Source organism: Telluria beijingensis (genome assembly GCF_030770395.1).
Taxonomy (GTDB): domain Bacteria; phylum Pseudomonadota; class Gammaproteobacteria; order Burkholderiales; family Burkholderiaceae_D; genus Telluria; species Telluria beijingensis.
The window spans coordinates 1,520,800-1,539,427 of record NZ_CP132480.1; the positions used below are offsets into that span (position 1 = coordinate 1,520,800).

11 protein-coding genes are annotated in these 18,628 nt (G+C 63.8%); 5 read left to right on the plus strand and 6 right to left on the minus strand.

The features are described 5' to 3' along the window. Positions 1-9: 9 nt before the first annotated feature. Entirely contained in the window at positions 10-618 is a 609-nt protein-coding gene (locus Q9246_RS06755; protein ID WP_306396428.1) for a PEP-CTERM sorting domain-containing protein, read from the plus strand. Here the strand turns inward: Q9246_RS06755 and Q9246_RS06760 are convergent. Further along, complete coding sequence (locus tag Q9246_RS06760; protein WP_306396429.1) at positions 606-2,090, minus strand: hypothetical protein; 1,485 nt, start codon at positions 2,088-2,090, stop codon at positions 606-608. The two genes, Q9246_RS06755 and Q9246_RS06760, sit on opposite strands and share 13 nt — an antisense overlap. 243 nt (positions 2,091-2,333) lie before the next feature. Between Q9246_RS06760 and Q9246_RS06765 the strand changes: the two genes are divergently transcribed. Beyond that, a complete protein-coding gene (locus Q9246_RS06765; protein WP_422802356.1) occupies positions 2,334-3,302 on the plus strand; it encodes an IS1595 family transposase in 969 nt (322 codons plus the stop codon). Between the two features lie 71 nt (positions 3,303-3,373). Here the strand turns inward: Q9246_RS06765 and Q9246_RS06770 are convergent, their stop codons facing one another. Both Q9246_RS06770 and Q9246_RS06775 read right to left on the minus strand, forming a co-directional pair. After that, entirely contained in the window at positions 3,374-5,752 is a 2,379-nt protein-coding gene (locus Q9246_RS06770; RefSeq protein ID WP_306398111.1) for a TonB-dependent receptor plug domain-containing protein, read from the minus strand. A gap of 156 nt (positions 5,753-5,908) precedes the next feature. Next, positions 5,909-6,709 carry a PhzF family phenazine biosynthesis protein gene (locus tag Q9246_RS06775; RefSeq protein ID WP_306396430.1) on the minus strand — a complete coding sequence of 267 codons (801 nt, stop codon included), beginning with the start codon at positions 6,707-6,709 and terminating at the stop codon, positions 5,909-5,911. A 240-nt stretch (positions 6,710-6,949) separates the two neighbouring features. On the opposite strand from Q9246_RS06775, the gene Q9246_RS06780 reads away from it, so the two are divergent. Continuing rightward, positions 6,950-8,476, plus strand: coding sequence for a sigma 54-interacting transcriptional regulator (locus Q9246_RS06780; protein WP_306396431.1), 1,527 nt, complete (start codon positions 6,950-6,952; stop codon positions 8,474-8,476). Positions 8,477-8,485: 9 nt separating this feature from the next. On the opposite strand, the gene Q9246_RS06785 is transcribed toward Q9246_RS06780, so the two are convergent. Together Q9246_RS06785 and Q9246_RS06790 are read right to left on the minus strand one after the other, a co-directional pair. Then, on the minus strand, positions 8,486-9,061 hold the full coding sequence (locus Q9246_RS06785) for a hypothetical protein (RefSeq protein ID WP_306396432.1): 576 nt from the start codon (positions 9,059-9,061) through the stop codon (positions 8,486-8,488). Continuing rightward, positions 9,058-11,223, minus strand: coding sequence for a serine/threonine-protein kinase (locus Q9246_RS06790; RefSeq protein ID WP_306396433.1), 2,166 nt, complete (start codon positions 11,221-11,223; stop codon positions 9,058-9,060). The genes Q9246_RS06785 and Q9246_RS06790 overlap by 4 nt, the downstream gene beginning before the upstream one ends. Before the next feature lie 320 nt (positions 11,224-11,543). On the opposite strand from Q9246_RS06790, the gene Q9246_RS06795 reads away from it, so the two are divergent. Continuing rightward, complete coding sequence (locus tag Q9246_RS06795) at positions 11,544-13,670, plus strand: hypothetical protein (protein WP_306396434.1); 2,127 nt, start codon at positions 11,544-11,546, stop codon at positions 13,668-13,670. Between the two features lie 81 nt (positions 13,671-13,751). Beyond that, positions 13,752-16,952, plus strand: a complete 3,201-nt coding sequence (locus Q9246_RS06800; protein WP_306396436.1) for an error-prone DNA polymerase — start codon at positions 13,752-13,754, stop codon at positions 16,950-16,952. Positions 16,953-16,955: 3 nt separating this feature from the next. Here Q9246_RS06800 and Q9246_RS06805 read toward each other — a convergent pair whose 3' ends face one another. Then, positions 16,956-18,602, minus strand: coding sequence for a methyl-accepting chemotaxis protein (locus Q9246_RS06805; RefSeq protein WP_306396438.1), 1,647 nt, complete (start codon positions 18,600-18,602; stop codon positions 16,956-16,958). Between the last annotated feature and the right edge of the window lie 26 nt (positions 18,603-18,628).

Here is an 18,628-nt window from a genome sequence, read left to right on the forward strand (position 1 = left end):
GAGAACTGCATGAAACAGGTATTCATTTCCTTGCTGCTGGCGCTGTGCTGCGCAGCGTCGCAAGCGGCGGTGATCGGCTTCGACGACCTGCCGGGCGACGGGAACGGCTTCATCGCCAGCGGCTACCAGGGCTTCGACTGGAGCGGGATGGGCGTCATCGGCGCCGATGCGTATCCGGACAGCGGCTTTGCCGCCGGCGTGGTATCGCCCGCCAACGGCGCCTTCAACCAGGGCGGGGCCACGGTCACGATCTCGAAGGCGGGCGGCTTCGACTTCATCGGCGCCTGGTTCACCTCGGCCTGGTTCGAACAGGAACTGTCGTTCGAGGGCAGCCGCGACGGCGAACTGCTGTACTGGACCGATGTGTCGTTCGTGATCGACACCGTCACGCCGGCCTGGATCGCGCTCGACTGGCTCGGCATCGATACGCTGACCATCTATAACAGCAGCGGCACGCAGTGGATGATGGACGACTTCACCGTGTCGGACACCGTTCCGGGAACCGTGCCGGAGCCGGGGACACTGGCGCTGCTCGGACTGGCGATGGCGGGATGGATGGCGTCGCGCCGGCGCCCGCATGGACGCCGAGGCGATCGCGTGGCGGCTCAGGCGGCGTAGCGCAGCGCCAGGCGCTCCCTGGCCTTGTCGTAGGCGGGATTCCCCGATTTCCTGGTCGTGACCATCCAGCACAATGAATACCGCGTGTGCTGCAGGTCGATCACGGTGGGGGGATCGACGTAGTGGACGGCGGCATGGCCGTCCAGGTCATGGTCGTTGCAGGCCGACAGTGCGACCTGGTCGGCAAACCAGACCAGCTTGTCCTGGGCGATATTCTGGAGGATGAAGAGGGATACCTTCGCCAGGAATCGCTCGGCCAGCGGGGTGGGGCGGAAGTAGGCGAAGCCGGCGACGATGCGCTCCCAGAATGGCGAGGCATCGGTGCGTACCAGGGCCAGTTCGGCGGCGGCGGGCAGGTCGCGGGCGAAGTCGTCCCAGGTCCTGTTGAACAGGGCGTCGGCGTCCATCATGCACAGTTCGCAGCGATAGTGCTGCATGACCTGGTAGGCGCGCACGAAGCGCGCGGTCGCGTAATAGGTGTTCAGCTGTGAGGTCGGCACGATGCCGCGCTCGATCGACAGGCCGATCGACAGGCCCGGCAAGCGCTGGCGCAGAAGCGCCAGTTCGTCCAGCACCTGTTGGGATGGCGAGTACAGGTGCAGGTGCAGGTCGAGCTTGCCGACATTGGTCGCATGCATCGAATACGCCAGGTGGCGCGCATGCTCCATGAAGTACACATCGTCGCAGGCGACGAACACGACCGGACGCGGGGTGGCCGGCAGCGGCGCGGTCATCTCGATGGGAGGGAGCTGCTCGAGCAGCCGTGGCAGCGCGTCCAGGGGGCTATCCAGGCTCGCGAAGCTCAATGGCCATTCGGGAGTCTGGCCGGTGAAATACTGGCTGGTCATCAGGGACAGCCCCACCAGGGGCAGGTTGCGGCCCTGCGCATCCTGCGCGAGCGGCTCCAGCCAGGACAGGGCCTGTTCATGCTGCCCCAGCATGGCGCGGATGAAGCCCACGATCGCCCGCAGCGACGGATAGTTGGCGAAGATGTCGGGGTAGCTTTCCGACAGCACGAGGACTTCCTCGATTTCCTTGATCCGGTACAGCAGCTGGACACACAGGGCGATATAGTCGCTCGTGGGATACAGCTCGAGAACGCGGCCCAGGCCGCGCTTGATGTTGACGACGACGTCGGGCGGCAGCGTGTAGTTCGGATAGGTATTGTTGTAGTCCGACGCCAGGTTCGCCTGCAGGATCGTGAACATGGCCACGTGCATGGCAAGTTCGTGCTCGGGCGAGAGGCCCGAGGGCGGCAACGTGCCGATGAGGTCGACCAGCTGGGGCGTGTCGGTGTTGCAGCGATTGACGACCCACTGGATGAGCTCTACCGGATAGCTGCCGATTTCCGGGAAATGCTTCGGTTCGCTCAGGCAGTCACGGTAGTACTGGTGAAAGTCCTTCAGTGTGGCGATCCTGGCGGCCAGTGCGGCATCGGATTCGCCGGGTTCGATATTGCTTGGGAGGTTCATGTCGGAAGCGGCCACTCGAGCGCCACGGCAAACATGGATTGATGCCGTACCGAGTGTATTTACGTTGATTGGTATCAACAAATGCTACTTTTTCCGGGTTTGATTATCAAGCAAAAGTATTTCGTGATCGAGTGGTGTACCGACGATTGTAAAAGGCGCTGTCAACGTTAAGTGTGGATGAGCATTGAACTGCTGAGCTGATCCGCAGTCCAAACCCTATCGTCACGGATAGGGAGCCGCACTGTGAAAGCCCTTGGGTTTGCCGAGCTGTTCGCCCAACTTGCGCTGTTGAACCAGTCGCAGCGCCAGCAGGTACTGACCGCCCTGCATCCGGCAGCCGGACTGGACCGGGTGGTCGCCCTCATCGACGAGATCCGCCGTGACGGGCGGCGCTGTCCGGATTGCGGCTGCGAGCGCTGGCACCGGCACGGCCGCGCCAACGACCTGCAACGTTTCCGCTGCTGCGCCTGTGGCCGCACTTTCAACGACCTGACCGGCACGCCGCTGGCGCGGCTCAGGCACAAGGACAAGTGGCTCGATTATCTCGCTGCCGTGCTGGAATCGCGGTCGGTGCGCGCCGCCGCCAAGCGGATCGATGTGCACCGCAATACCGCGTTTCGTTGGCGCCACCGCTTCCTCCACCGCGTCAAGGACGACCGGCCCGCGCGCCTCTCCGGCATCGTCGAAGCAGACGAGACCTTCCTGCTCGAATCGCAGAAGGGTTCGCGCAAGCTCGACCGCAAGCCACGCAGGCGCGGCGGCAGGGCCGCCTTGCGCGGCATTTCGCGTCATCTCGACTGCATCCTGGTGGCGCGCGACCGCAGCGGGCAGACCATCGATGCCGTCACCGGCCGCGGCGCCCTGAAGGCGGCCCAGTTGACCACATACCTGTTGCCGAAACTCGATCCACAAGCATTGCTGGTCACTGACGCCAACGCCACCTATCCCGCCTTCGCGCGGGCCCATGGCATTGCGCACCAGGCCGTCAATGCCAGCGCCGGCGAGCGGGTGCGCATGAGCAGCGCGGGCGCCATCCATATCCAGAATGTCAACGCCTATCACCGGCGCTTCAGGGAATGGCTGGCGCGCTTCCACGGCGTGGCCTCGCGTTGGCTATCCAACTACCTCGGCTGGCAATGGGCGCTCGATGGCGGCAGAGTCGCTTCCGTCGAGCAATTGCTGCGCATCGCATTCGGGGTCATCAACAGGTAACGATGACAGCGCCATGAAAAACGGCCCGCGAAGATCGCGGGCCGGCTGCACTACGCCAGGGGAGGACGCAGTCAGAACTTGTGCGCCAGGCGCGCGAACATCGCCGCGCCGTTCAGGCCGAACTGCACGCTTTCGTACTTGAAGCCGTTGTCGGTCTCGTTCGGATCCTGGCGGGTCGGCTTGACGTCGAAGATATTGGTGCCGCCCACGGTCAGGCGGGTCTTCTCCGTGAAGGCCCAGGTGAACGACAGGTCGGCCGAGGTCTTCGCTTCATATTTCTGGTTCGGTACCGGCGGGCCCGAGAAGGTGCCCAGGGTCTGCGGGCCGAAGTGGATGACGCGCAGCGAGGTCTCGAGCTGGCCTTGCGTCCAGTCGAAGCCCAGCGTGGCCTTGCGGCGTGGCGCGCCTTCCTCGATGAACAGGCGCTCGCGCTCCGACAGCAGCACGTCCTCGAAACCTGCCAGCGCCGCCGGCGCCTTTACGCGCTGCACTTCGGTCTTGCTGAAGTTGACAGCCAGGAAGGTGGTCAGGTTGCCGATGCCCACCTTGCTGCGGTTGGACACGGTCAGGTCCAGGCCCTGGGTCTTGGTGTCGACCGAGTTGACGAAGAACTGCGCCTGGCCCACGCCCAGCTGCTGCAGGGTGGCGCCCAGCGCCGGATAGTTGTCGGCGTCGAAGCGGCCCGACAGCACGATGCGGTCGTCGATGTCGATGCGGTACAGGTCGGCCGTCACCGAGGTCGACCCGGTCGGCGACCAGGTCAGGCCCAGGGTATAGCTCTTCGACTCTTCGTCCTTCAGTTGCGGGATGCCGGCGGCATTGGCCACCGGGCCGCCGTTCGGCGCCAGCACCACGTCCAGCGGCTGGCCGCCGACGAAGTCGGTGAAGGTCGACGAGAAGTACACCTGTTGCAGCGACGGCGCGCGGAAGCCCGTGCTGGCCGAGCCGCGCAGCAGCATACTTGGGGTCAACCTGTATGCGCCGGCCAGCTTGCCTGTGGTGGTCGAGCCGAAGTCCGAATAGCGTTCGTGGCGCAGCGCGGTCTGCACCTTGAAGCGGTCGGTGACGTCGGTTTCGATGTCGACGTAGGCGGCGTTGCTGTGACGGTCGCTGTCGGTCTCGTCGCCCGGCTGGAAGCCCGGGAAGCCCTGGCTGCCGGCATTGCCGCCGATGCCCACGCCGTCGGCGTCGATCCACGAACCGGTCTCGCCGGCGAAGATTTTATAGTTCTCGCGGCGGTGCTCGAGGCCGAAGGCGACGTTCATGCCCTTCAATACATCGCCGTAGAAGCGGCTGACGTCGAGATTGGTGGTCGACTGCTGGAACGAGAAGGCGCCGGCGTAGAAACGGCTGGCGCTGATGCCCTGGCCGCCGTTCAGCAGATCGAGGTTGGCGATCGAGGCGTTGAGCGTGTTGTTGATGTCGTACTTCAGGCGGTTGTAGCCATAGGTCTGCGACACGTCCGCATTCCATTCGCCGAGCGCCCAGCGGTAGCCGACGGTGCCCCAGCGGTCGTCGACCTCGCCGTCGATGAAGGGGACGAAACCATTCGGGTACATCGCCGCCGAGTTACGCGAAGGGATGTCTTCGGAGCCGATGCCTTCGCGGCCCCAGGCGGCCGACGATGCGTCGCGCTTTTGCGCGCCGGCCGTGAAATACAGCTTGCCGGGGCCAGCGGGGAATTCGCCGTTCAGGTAGACGGTCTGGTTCTCGGACTTGGTGTCGCCGATGATGCGCGGGTTGCCCGGTTCGGAACGGTTGGAGCGGCCGCGATCGTAGTATTCGCCGGTGATGCCCAGCACGCCGCCGGCCACCGCCACGCCGCAGTAGGCCGATGCGAGCCAGTTCTCGCCATCGCCCGCGGTGTACTGGCCGTAGCCGAGCACCGATTCGCAGCCCAGGCTGCGTTTGAGGTCGATATTGATCACGCCGGCGATCGCGTCCGAGCCGTATTGGGCGGCGGCGCCGTCGCGCAGCACCTGCACTTCGCGGATCGCCATCACGGGGATCGCGTTCATGTCGGTGCCGGTATTGCCGCGGTTGCGCGCGCCGAACAGGTTCACCAGCGCCACCGTGTGGCGGCGCTTGCCGTTGACCAGCACCAGGGTCTGGTCCGAACCCAGGCCGCGCAGGGCGGCAGAGTCGATCAGGTCGGCGCCATCGGCGCCGGTCTGGCGGGTCGAGTTGAACGAGGGCGAGAGATTGGACAGCACTTGCGCCAGGTCGAACTGGCCGCTTTGCTCGGCCGCCTTCGTCATCGGGATGAAGTCGATGGCGACCGGGGTGTCGGTGCTCGAGGCGGCGCCGACGCGGCGCGAGCCGACTACGCTGACGCTGGGGATCACCTCGCCGCTGGCGACTTGTGGCGCGGTTTGCGCGTGGGCGATGGCGGGCGCGAGGGCGGCGAAGGCAGCGCTACCATATATGGCAAACAGCACCGAACCAGACATTATTTTGAGTTTAATCACGAAATTCTCCGAAGGAAATTCGGATATTACTCAATTGTGTCTTCCATAACCATCGTAATGTAGCAATAACACAACGGTGTATTGCTATAGACAGAGCTTATTTGACCAAGTGGCGACAAAGCATGACAAACATCGGTGTCAGATCGCCTCGACCCTGCCGCCGACCAGCACGGCGTCGCGTTCGACACGGGTGCGGATCAGGCAATCGCGGCCGGTCGCGCGGCCCTGTTTCAGCATCAAGCCTTGGCCCAGCAGGACGGTTAGGGCGCCGGCCGCGACGCCGGTGGCGTTGTCTTCCAGCCGCGGGTCGAGGTGGTTGAAGTTGCGGCCTTCCAGTCGATATCCCTCGGCGCCGTCGGGCAGGCGGCAATAGGCATACACGCCGTTGACGCCGGCTTGTTTGCTCCATTGCGCGATCGCTGCCAGGTCGGGCGCCAGCGCGTGCAGGGTAGCCGCGTCGCGCACCTGCACCAGCAGTTTCGGGCTGCCGACCGAGGCGACTTGTGGCGCCGCGACGATGGCTGCCGCGGGGATGCCGAGCAGGCGCGCCGGCAGATCCGGAGCGAGCGGCGCTTGTGGCGCGGCCTGCGGCGCCAGGCGCACGAACAGGTCGTCGCCTTCGCGCGTGAGGGCGAGCGGCTGGCCGTGCATGGCGGTCGTCACCGTCAGGGGCGGCTGCGCGCCTGCGCGCGCGAACAGCTGCGCGGCCGCGGCCAGCGTGGCGTGCAGGCATAGCGGGCTGCGCATGTGCGGGTAGTAGAAGTCGACGACCGCCGCGCTGCCGTCGTCGCGCGGCGGATCGATCCATACGCAGGTGGTGTTGCGCTCGCGGGCGAAGGCCTGGCGTGCGTCGGAGCTCGACCGATCGTTCTCGATCACGAGGGCCGGATTGCCGGCGCCCTGGGCGGTGCCGAAGCAGAGCAGGGTGTGGATGTGCATGGTTTTTCTTTCGTGTCCGGCATGGCGGGCGGGGCTGGAAGGATCATAGCGGGATTCGTCGTTCCGGGCTGACGAAATGATGACAATTTGACGGGCCGAAGACGTCCGCCAAGGCGTTTCTATCGGTTAGAATTTGTGTATATTTTTTATCAAGCGGATAGCGCCGACATTGCCCATGTTTCAGGAATATCTCGATGCCACAGAAGCTCACAGCGGAGCCCACTTCGTGAGCGGTCAAGCGTGAGCGATCCCGACGCCACACTGACCAGCTATGGGATGGCCGAAGACTTCGCGTCGGCGCCGGTGCTCGGCATCACGCTCCTCTGGCACCCGCAGCGCGAACGCATCGGCGAGCAGATGCTCGGTCCGGCCGCGGGCGGCGCGATCGCGCTGAACCGGTTCGCCCCCTTGTTCGCGCGCGCGGGAGCCGGGCATGACGGCACGCCGCTGGGCGAGCGCTCGATCACGCGCGAGCCGGTGCACATCCGCTTCATTCCGGAAGGCGGCATCCAGATCGACCATCTGCGCGGCAAGATGGGACTGGAGATCAACGGCCGGCCGTCGAACGGCAGCGACCAGTTCACGGCCGGCGAACTCGATCGCGGCATCGTGATCGGGCTCGGGAGCCAGGTGTTCGTCTGCCTGCACCTGATGCGCAGCCTGCCGCGCGCGGCGAACGTGCCGGGCCTGATCGGCGTCGGCGATGGCGCGATCAAGATGCGCGAAGCGATCGCGCAGGTGGCGGGGACCAGCATGCCGGTGCTGCTGCTGGGCGAGACCGGCAGCGGTAAAGAGGTGGCGGCGCAGGCGATTCATGCGCTCAGTGCGCGTCGCAGCGGACGCTTCGTCGCGATCAATATGGCGACCCTCAGCGAGTCGCTGGCGGCGGCCGAGCTGTTTGGCGCGGTCAAGGGGGCGTATACCGGGGCCGCGAATAGCCGGCGCGGGTGGTTTGCCGAGGCTGAGGACGGTACCTTGTTTCTGGACGAGATCGGGGATACGCCGGCGTCGGTGCAGGCCATGCTGTTGCGCGTGCTCGAGAGCGGTGAGTATCGGCCGCTTGGGGCGAGTGCGGATGCGAGGTCGAATGCGCGGATTATTGCGGCGACCGATCAGGATTTGGGGGCGGGTGGGTTCAATCAGGCTTTGCGCAGGCGTCTCGAGGCATTCGTGATTCGGGTGCCGGCGTTACGCGAGCGGCGTGAGGATATCGGCGTGTTGGTGCGGCATTTTCTTGAAGCTGAGGCGGCGGGGGATGCATGGAGTTTGCCGTTCGAGTTGCTGAGCCAGGTGTTCAATGGGGACTGGCCGGGGAATGTGCGGCAACTGGCGCATGCGATGCGGAGGGTGGCGCTGGATTTGCAGGTGGGGATTGTGCCGGTGTTGGAGCAGTCGGTGTTGATGCCGGTGGTAGAAGTTAGGGTGGCTGGTTCTGCTAGCGCTGGTGCGGGTGTTGCTGCACCTGCTGATTCGTCGAGGCCGGCAAGACGCAAGGTATCCGACCTGAGCGATGACGATCTGGTGGAGGCGATGGAGAAGAATCAGTGGCAGATTCTGGCTGCTTCCAAGGCATTGGGGATTTCGCGGCCTACGGTGTATAAATTGCTGGAGGCTCACCCTCGGATTCGTTTTCCTGCCAATATTTCGGAGGAAGAGATTCGTGCGGCCTGGACGGCTTGTGAGGGTGATCTCCAGCGGTGTGCTTCAAGGCTCATGACGCCGGCGGAGGCATTGAGGCGTCATGTGGGACTATTGGGCCTTGGCTGAATCTAGGGCTTAATATGGGGGGTTCGTCCCATTACTTATTTCGCCTTCTGGGTCGAAATAGAAAACCCTCAACTGCGCATTTTCGTTGGCACGTTTGATGCTAACTGTGACGTAGAATGAAATTTCCCAAAAGCCATTATAAGGGCCTACAGTAAGGTGGCCATCCCACAGCAGCGTGATTTTTTTACCTTTGTTTGGATCGATTCCTGAACTGTGGACGGAAAATGCAAACGGGTCGATTTGATACAATGCTCCACGTTGCTTTTCTCCTGCGCCGGCGAACAGGGACGGCGGTGCATAAGCAGTGCGCGTTTCTGGTCCGCAACGCAGGATGCGAGGGCGTGTTATTACGCAGCAGTCAACCACTTCCAGTGATTCAAGGCCGGTTTTGTCCTTGTCGCTTGCATTAATGGCGACTTTGAATTCCTGGCCAGCCGAGAATTGAATGTCACTATTCCATTGCGCCTCTATTGAAGAGCGATCAGTGCTGGTTGCCAGATCAAGGTCGGCGAATATCCATTCGATGCCATCGTTAATTTGGTTGACATCAAAATTCGCCGTTAAGGTCATCATTGGTTGTGTCATTTTTCCCTTTCCATTCGAAGTAAATCAAACCGCGGGTCGCTCCGCAGTGCCAGTAAATCTGGTTCGGTACTGATTAACTTTGTTGGGTAGCCAAGCTGTTGCGCACTGATCAGCTCGGCTAACGCAGCTTCGCGCTGCCCAGTAACTTCATATGCTACTGCTGCTCGAAAACGGATGTCAGCGCTGGAAGGTTTAGCGGTGACTGCCTTCTGGCTCAGCAACGACGCAGTATTGGAGTCGCCTAATTTAGCAGCATATAATCCCATGCGCGAGACCAGCGTAGCGTCGTCTGGAGTACGCTTCAGCAAGGGCTTTATCAATGCAAGCGCATTGCGATAAGCGTCTTGAGAATCACGTTCGCGACCTGGAATCCATCGCAAGGTATCGGCCAGGTTTGCCCATCTTAAGTAAGCGATGCTATTTCCTTTTGTTGCGGAAACCGCGCGTTCGAATGCTTTAGCAGCTCCAATGTAGTCGCCGCGACTAAAGAGAGCGTTTCCTAGATTGCTGTAAAGCAATCCATTAGGCCGCACCTGTAATCCTTTTTGTAATACCTGAAGTGCCTCTTCTTCTCGACCTTGCCTTACCAGTATGGTGCTTAAATTGGCGTAAGCATAGATTGCATCAGGCTCGATCTGAATACTCTTCCGAAAAGCCTTTTCAGCGCCTGAGTAATCGTTCTGTCGAGCACGTAGTTCGCCTGATTGATCCATGAACATACGTTCGGTTGGATGTCGTTCGAGTGCTGTCTTGATACTACGTTCGGCTTCTTCGTAACGCTGCATATACATAAGGACGCCGTTTTTCGTATTAAGTGCAAATAGGTTTGATGGATCTAATTGGAGAGATTGTTCGGCTAGCTGGAGGCTTTCCTCTTGCCGGTTTTGCTGCCAGCGCACGTATGCCTTGGCCGCATAACCAAGCGCTAGCTGATCGTCCAGGGCCAGGGCTGCTTGTGCACTGGCATCTGCCCGTTGCAGCCAACTTGCATCGCCGCGATCTCCAGCATAACGCAATGTATGGGTCAAAGCCATGCCAGCTGCCGCTGCGGCATGATTCGGTTTTTTTTCTAATATGGCACTAAAATTTTCGGTCGCGATGTCAAGGCTGCCTTCACGATCAAAGTGACGCAGGGCTGTCATGCCATTTGACATTCGCGTTGCCTCAGATATTGAGGGCAACCATTGGCGTGGTAGTTTATTAGAAATTGATATGTATGTTATGCCACCCGCCACTATAAGGATGAGTAAAGCGTAGTACCCAATCTTGCGCCATGTGCTACTGGATGGTAAAGGAATTGTGCTTATTTTGGGCAATTTAGATGTCGAGGAAGCTGGGGAACGTAATGCTCGCGCAGCTGCTTTAACGGCATCCATTGTTGGTATGCGTGTAGCCGGGTCAGGTGCACACATTGATCGCACCAAGGCGACCATATCCTGATCGGAATCCGACGCAAAAGCCCATTGAGAGCAAGACGACTGCACCTGAGCGGCAGCCAATGCCAGCCCATGCAAATGCGCAAACGGCCGCTCCCCATGCATCATCTCGTACATCAGCACACCAACCGCGTAAATATCGCTGAGCGCACTCGGATGCTTGCCATTCAAGATTTCAGGAGCCAGGTAGGCGATGGTCCCCTGAGTCTGCAACACGTCGCCTGACTCGGTCGCAAGCGGATCGATCTTGCGCGCCAGCCCAAAATCCATGATGCGCACCTGACCCGACGGCTCGATCATCAGATTGGCCGGCTTCAAATCGCCATGGATCAAACCCGCCGCATGCGCCTGCGCCATCGCATCCGCCAACTGGCAAACGATATCGAGTATCTGCTCGCGCGACAGCTCGGTCGTGGACAGCAGCTGATGCAGGGTCTTCCCCCCAACGAGCTCCATCACGATCGACTTGCTATGGCCGTCGTCTTCGAGTGAATAAATCTGGATGAACGCAGGATGCCGCAGCGATGCCGCCAGACGGGCTTCCTGCAGCAGATTATCCGGCTGGTCGCGCACCAGGTCGGGCTTGAGGCGCTTGATTGCAACGGTTCGCTGCAAGGCCGGATCCCACGCCTCATGCACGTCGCCAAACCCGCCATTGCCAAGCAGCTTACCGAGGCGATAGCGCTCGGTACTGGGAGTAGCAAGGAGGTCGGGCGAAGAAGTCATGTGCGGCTCGTCAGATCGGCGCAGGCGCCGTAAATACTACAGGAAAAGAATCTTGCCGAACACACATTGCTGACTCCGTGATTCGGGCACCTACCGTGTCAACGTATCCGTTGACATGTAAAAACACCCGCTGTTTTACACCCATTTGGCATAAAGAGTCGACTAAAACGTCGAATCTGTTGCTGCAACACCATTGTTTCAGGGTGGCACGGAGTTTGCAAATAATTGCTTATAGCGAGAAGGAAGAACAACAAACACGATTTTTCCCCATCGTTGCTCTTGACGAAAAGCATGTTATTCACTCCGGAAAGAAGATTCAAATGGCTACCCACAACACAGGCGTTCTGCAGATCGTTGGCGCGGCGTATGGACTCAAGCAGGTGACCGCGCAAGTCATCAAGCTGGTCAACCGCCAGTCCTACCCGGAATCCCTGGCTGTTTTGGCAAGCAACCAGACTTTCGGCGACACCTGGATCGGCCACGAGAAGACGCTGACGGTCGTCTACCGCTACGACGGCGGTCCCACCTTCGTGGCGACGGCCTCGGAAGGCCAGACCCTGAACATCGGCGTGCCGCAGTTCGAGCAGGCCGCCCAGGCACCTGTCCCGGCGCCGCAGGACGATGCCGCGCAGCCGGCGTTGACGGTATGGGGCGCAAGTTTCGGCCCGCTCGATGTCAGCACGACGGTGCGCGGCCTGGTCGACGGGACGACCGGAACCCTGTCCCTGGTCCCCAGTAACGTGACCTTCGGCGCCGGCTGCGAAGGCAAGCGCAGCGCCTTCGTCATCGTCGCCAGCTATAGCGGCCAGGTGCCGTTCATCGACATCGTCGTCGAGGGCAATCCCTATGCGCTCGGCTACCGTCCGCCGCTGCACATCCTGAGCGCCTTCTATGGCCTGAAGGACGTCACCGACATCGTCCGCGCCAGCGTCAACCGGCGCAAGCTGTCGGTCAGCGCTTCGAGCAGCGTGTTCGGCGACGGCTGGCCCGCCATGCGCAAGACCCTGCACGTGGTCTACCAGTACGGCGACCGCAAGCCGCAGATGGCCGCGACTACCGAGAACCAGCTTCTGCACATCGACTACGACCCGGCCGCACCCGCCGCCCAGGCGTCGCTCGACCCGCGCGCCCTGAACATCATCGCGGCCGCCTACGGTCCGGTCGACGTCACGGCGAAGGTGGTGGCGCTGGTGGAGAACGGCAGCCTGTCGTTCACGGCGGACAGCCTGACCTTCGGCGACACCTGGCCGGCCGCCGTCAAGGCGTTCTCGATGGTGTATAGCTGGGGTACGACTGCGGTATCGAGCGTCAACGTTCCCGAAGAGACGCCGGTCTCGATCACCCAGCCCGAGCCAGCCTTTGCCGCCGACCGGACCTTCGTCTCGCTGGCCGGACTGCTGGCCGCCGGCGACGAGATCAAGCTCCAGACCGCCGCCGGCGGCTACTGGTCGCTCGCCGCCGATGGCCTGGTCACCGCGCTCGGAACCTCGAGCGATGCGGCCGAGGTGTTCACCATCTGCGTCCCGGAAGCCCTCGAGACGGCCGCCATCGCCCTGCGCTGCCGCGACGGCAGCTACCTGGCCGCCGGCCCGGATGGCGCCCTGCGTGCCGGTGGCGGCGTGGCGGACGCGGTCCAGCTGATGGCATCGCTGCAGGCCAATGGCGCCATCAATATCGGTGTCGTCGGTGGCGCGGGCGCGCCCTTCATCGCGGTCGCCGCGAGCGGCGCCATCGCGGTGGACGGCAGCTACGACACCAATTTTTCGACCTGCTTCAACCTGCTGCTGAACCCCACGCGGGCCGGCAACGCCAGTCACTTGCAGGCTTTCGCCAGCGAGACGATGCTGGACGGTCCGGTCGACATGAAGCTGGTGAAAGTGGTGTGGAAGCTGACCGGAGGCTGCTTTCTAGCGGCCGGTCTCGGCCCGCTGCTTGGCGACCCGCGCCAGATCGGTCCTACCTTGTACCGTTTCCTGCGGCGCTATCCCGCTGTGATGAACAAGATCGCGATCCTGATCGCGACCATCAACTGCAACCGCGCGATACCGTCCAGCGCCTTGCTGTCCGTGCTCAAGGCGATCCACGAGGCGGGCATCCTCATGCCGGTGCTGCGCATGACGCTGTCGACGACCGGATGGATGGGGATTTCGTGGGCCATCGTCACGATCCTGACGAAAGTGCAGGGCGGCGCCACGGCGGGAGCCGAGCCGGGCGAGAGTTTCGCCGGCTGGGCTTACGAGACCACGATGGACATGCTCGACTACATCAATTCCACGGGTGGCACGGCGCTGATGCTGGCATATGAACGCATGATCGGCGCCGACCAGCCGATCATCCGCCGCGGGCAGGGCGGTGGCGTGTCCAGCCTGCGCGCGCGGACGGGACCGCAAGAGATGTCGCGTACGGCGCTGGGACCATTGCCACGTCCCTTTCCGGCCCACATCTGATTCGTAAATTGCCCGGTCGGGCTGGAAGCGTCGGTTATACTGTGTTTTTATACAGTATTGGCTGTTTGACAGCCCCGCAGCGTGACCAAGCCCACCTCCACCGCCCAGCCCCCAGCCCCCCAGGCGCTGCCCCCCTACGCCGAGTTGTTCTGCCTCTCGAACTTCTCCTTCCTGCAAGGGGCCTCGCACGCCGAGGAGCTGGTCGCGCGCGCGGTGCAACTGGGTTACTTCGCGTTGGCCCTCACCGACGAATGCTCGCTGGCCGGCGTCGTGCGCGCCCACGCCGAAGCGAAAAACGCCGGCCTGCCGCTGATCGTCGGCGCCCACTTCCACCTCAAGCACCTCGATGACGACCTGACGCCAGCCCCGTCCCTGATCCTGCTGGCGCAAAACCGCAACGGCTACGGCAACCTGTCCGAACTGATCACGATCGGCCGCACCCGCAGCGAAAAAGGGACTTACCTGCTCGTGCCCGATGACCTGGCCAACCCTCCCCAAAAATACGCGCACCTGGCGCACATGCCCGACTGCCTGGCGATCCTGCTGCCGCCATACCCCGGCCATGAAGCCCAGGACGTCGACCGCCTGCACGCGCAAGCCGCCTGGATGGCGACTACCTTCCCGGGCCGCGCCTGGCTCGGCCTAACCCTGCTGCACCGCGCCTTCGACGATGCCCACCGCGCCACGGTGGAAGAGGTGGGCTGGCAGCACGGCCTGCCGATCGTGGCGCTGGGCCATGTGTGCATGCACGTCCGTTCGCGCAAACCCTTGCAGGACACCTTGAGCGCGACCCGCCTCGGCAAGCCGGTGGCGGCCTGCGGCTACGGCCTGGCGCAGAACGCCGAGCAGCACCTGCGCGCGCGCCTGCGCCTGGCCAATCTGTATTCGCGCGAGGCGCTGGCCGAGACGGTGCGCATCGCGCGCCTGTGCACCTTCTCGCTCGACGAGCTGCGCTACGAATACCCCGACGAAGTGGTCCCCGACGGTCACACCGCCACCAGCTACCTGCGCAGCGAAACCTGGATCGGCGCACACCGGCGCTTCCGCGACGGCGTGCCGGCCAAGGTGCAGGCCCAGATCGAGTACGAGCTCGAACTGATCGCCGACATGGGCTACGAACATTACTTCTTGACGGTGTACGACATCGTGCGCTTCGCGCGCTCGCAAGGCATCCTGTGCCAGGGCCGCGGCTCGGCCGCCAATTCGGCGGTGTGCTACTGCCTAGGCATCACCGAGGTAGACCCGGCCCGCGCCAGCCTGCTGTTCGAACGCTTCATTTCGCGCGAGCGCAACGAGCCGCCCGATATCGACGTCGACTTCGAACACCAGCGGCGCGAAGAGGTCATCCAGTACATCTACAACAAGTACGGCCGCGAGCGGGCGGCGCTGGCGGCGGTGGTGATCAGCTACCGGCCCAAGAGCGCGCTGCGCGACAGCGGGCGCGCGCTGGGCATCGACCTCGCCATCGTCGAGAAGGTGGCGAAGACCCACCACTGGTTCGACAGCCGCGCCGACCTGCTGGGCCGCCTGGCCGAAAGCGGCCTCGATCCCGAGGCGCCGCTGTCGCGCCAGTGGGCCACGCTGGCGCAGTCGCTGCTGAACTTCCCGCGCCACCTGTCGCAGCACCCGGGCGGCTTCGTGATCGCCAAGGGCAAACTCTCGCGCCTGGTGCCGATCGAGAACGCGACCATGGTCGATCGCAGCGTGATCCAGTGGGACAAGAACGACCTCGAAGAGCTGGGCCTGATGAAGGTCGACGTACTGGCGCTGGGCATGCTGTCGATGATGCGGCGCGGCCTGGAGCTGGTGGGCCAGCGCCATGGCGAGGTGTTCGAGATGCAGGACATCCCGCACGACGATACCGCCACCTACGACATGATCTGCCAGGCCGATACGGTCGGCGTGTTCCAGATCGAATCGCGCGCGCAGATGAGCATGTTGCCGCGCATGCGGCCGCGGCGCTTCTACGACCTGGTGATCGAGGTGGCGGTGGTGCGCCCCGGCCCGATCCAGGGCGGCATGGTGCACCCCTACCTGCGCCGGCGTCAGAAACTGGAACCGGTTGTGTATCCGAGCGACGAGATGAAGGTCGCGCTCGGACGCACGCTGGGTGTGCCGATCTTCCAGGAGCAGGTGATGCAGGTGGCGATCCTGGGCGCCGGCTTCACGCCGGGCGAGGCCGACCAGTTGCGGCGCGCGATGGCGGCCTGGAAGCGCAAGGGTGGCCTCGAAAAATACTACGAACGCATCGTGGGCGGCATGCTGGAACGCGGCTACACCCAGGAATTCGCCGAGGCGATCTTCAGCCAGATCCAGGGCTTCGGCGAATACGGCTTTCCCGAATCGCATGCGGCCAGCTTCGCGCTGCTGGCCTACGCCAGTTCATGGCTCAAGTGCCACGAACCGGCCGCGTTCCTGTGCGCGCTCCTCAACAGCCAGCCGATGGGTTTTTATAGTCCCTCGCAACTGGTGCAGGATGCGCGCCGCCATGGCATCGAGGTGCGGCCGGTCGACGTCGCCGTCAGCGGCTGGGATTCGGCGCTGGAAGAGCACGACCCGCAGGACCGCTCGCGCCAGCCGGCGGTGCGACTGGGTTTTTCGCTGCAACGGGGATTGAAGCAGGAGGCGGCCGAGCGCATCGAGCAGGCGCGGGCCGTGCGGCCATTCGACAGCGTGGCCGACCTGGCGCGCCGCGCGCACCTGGACCGGGGCGACCTGCAGGTGCTGGCCGCGGCCAACGCCCTGCGCTCGCTGGCCGGGCACCGGCGCGAAGCCTTGTGGCAGGCGTCCGGCGCCGCGCCCGACAAGGATTTGTTGCGCCCGACCGTGCCGCGCGAAGAGACGCCCCTGCTGGCCGCGCCGAGCGAAGGCGAAGAAATCGTGGGCGACTACCGCGCGCAGGGCCTGACCCTGGGCCGCCACCCGCTGGCGCTGCTGCGCGAACGCCTGCTCAAGCAGCGCTTCATGCCGGCGTCGGATCTGATGCATTTCCAGGACGGCCAGCTGGCGCGCGCCTGCGGCCTGGTCACGGTGCGCCAGCGGCCCGGCACGGCCAAGGGCGTGCTGTTCATGACGCTGGAAGACGAGACCGGCAATATCAATGTGATCGTGTGGCCGACCCTGGTCGAGCAGCAGCGGCGCGAGGTACTCAATGCGCCGCTGCTGGGGGTGTATGGTGTCTGGCAGCGCCAGGGGGAGGTGCGCCACCTGGTGGCCAAGCGGCTGGTGGATATGTCGCATTTGCTGGGCGGGCTGGATGCGCGCAGCAGGGATTTTTGTTGATGGTTATGCGGTGGTTGGACGCGTGGACGGCAAAGCCGTCCACCCCACGGTGCTTATTGCGGTCGCTTCACGCGCTGCCCGACCCGGCGCGCTTGCCTGCAACTGGAACACCTGCAAGGCCTGCGACACCTCGTCGGTCTGCCTTGCCAGCGTGGCCGCCGCGGCGGCCGCTTCTTCCACCAGCGCCGCGTTCTGCTGCGTGATCGCGTCGAGCTGCGTCACTGCCTGGTTGACCTGGCCGATGCCTCCCGACTGCTCGCGCGTGCTGCTTGCGATCTCGTCCATCACGCGGGTGACCTGGTCGACCGCGCCCACCACTTCCTGGATCGCCGCGCCGGCCGCCACGCTCAGGCGGTTGCCGTTGCCGACGTCCACGATCGAGGCGTCGATCAGCGCCTTGATCTCCTTGGCCGCGACCGCGCTGCGCTGGGCCAGCGTGCGCACTTCGCCCGCCACCACCGCGAAACCGCGGCCCTGCTCACCGGCGCGCGCCGCTTCCACGGCGGCGTTCAGGGCCAGGATATTGGTCTGGAAGGCGATGCCGTCGATCATGCCGACGATGTCGAGCACCTTGTGCGACGAGGCGCTGATCGCTTCCATCGTGCTCACCACCTGGTCGACTGTGCGCTGGCCGTTGCTGGCCGTCGTGGCGGCGCGGCGCGCCAGGTCGCTGGCTCCATTGACGCTTTCGGCGCTCTGCGCCACGTTGTGGGTCAGCTGTTCCATGCTGGCCGCCGTCTGTTGCAGGTTGGACGATTGGGTCTCGGTGCGGCTCGACAGGTCCAGGTTGCCGGTCGCGATTTCCCCGGTCGCGTGGCGGATCTCGTCGAAGTTGGCGCGCACGTCGCCGATCACGCTGAACAGGTTGACCGCCGACTGGCGCAGGGCCGCCACCAGCTGGCCCATTTCGTCGTCGCGGCGCGGCGCCAGGCGGCAGGTGAGGTCGCCGCCGGCCAGGCGGCGCGCGAAGCGCGAGGCGTCGGCCAGCGGCGCCAGCACGTTGCGGCGCAGGCTGGACCACAGGCCCAGCACCATGGCCAGCGAAGCTGCCAGCGACAGCAAGGTCCACGCCGGCAGGCCATCGCGCCAGCATTCGACCGTGATCGCCGCCAGCAGCACGGCCAGCAGGCCCATGCCGCCGTCGACCTGCGCGCGCAGCGACAGTCGGCCCAGCGCCGCCAGGCGCCCGCGCAGGCCGCCGTGTTCGACGCGGCCATTGCGCAGCACCAGGCCACGTGGATTGCCGGCCTTGAATTCGGCGTACAGCGCCGCCGCTTCGCGCACCTGCCCGCGGGCCGGCTTGGTGCGCACCGACATATAGCCGACCGCCTGGCCGTTCTCGAGCACCGGCGTCACGTTCGCATACACCCAGTAATAATCGCCGTTCTTGCAGCGGTTCTTGACCATGCCGCTCCACGGCTGGCCGGCGCGGATCGTCCGCCACATGTCGGCGAAGGCCTCGGCCGGCATGTCCGGATGGCGCAGGATGTTCTGCGGCGCGCCGATCAGCTCTTTTTCGGTAAAGCCGCTGACCTGCATGAAATACGGGTTCGCATAGCGAATATTGCCCTGCAAATCGGTGGTGGAGACGATGGTCTTGTCGCCGGCGAGCTGGTATTCGTTATCGGTGATCGGCGTGTTCAGGCGCATACGGTTCTTTCGACAGGGCAATGGGT